Consider the following 251-nt stretch of genomic DNA (forward strand, 5'->3'; position numbering starts at 1 on the left):
TGTACATACACGGGATGGGCGTTGGGATGTTGGTTAAGCCTGCGCCCGACCCGTTCAAACAAGGGCATTTGCAACCTTGACTCGAGCTCAGTCAACGCGCTACTCACCGCAGACTGTGATAGATGCATCTCTTCACTGGCACGGCTGGTGCTACCTGTCTGATAAATACTAACAAATACCGCCAATTGCTTGAGGGTAATTTTCGGTAGCGTCTGCATGGGCTTTTTCATAATCTTTCTAACATCCTATAC

At 48.6% G+C, this 251-nt stretch carries 1 protein-coding gene; it reads right to left on the bottom strand.

Translation table 11 applies throughout. From position 1 onward, the window contains the following. Window positions 1-230, bottom strand: a 230-nt coding sequence (locus tag AAEY83_RS17215) for a LysR family transcriptional regulator (protein ID WP_351061102.1), incomplete at its 3' end; no start/stop codon positions are given. Window positions 231-251 lie beyond the last annotated feature (21 nt).

Source organism: Psychrobacter sp. TB20-MNA-CIBAN-0197 (assembly GCF_040309765.1).
Classification (GTDB): Bacteria; Pseudomonadota; Gammaproteobacteria; order Pseudomonadales; family Moraxellaceae; genus Psychrobacter; species Psychrobacter submarinus.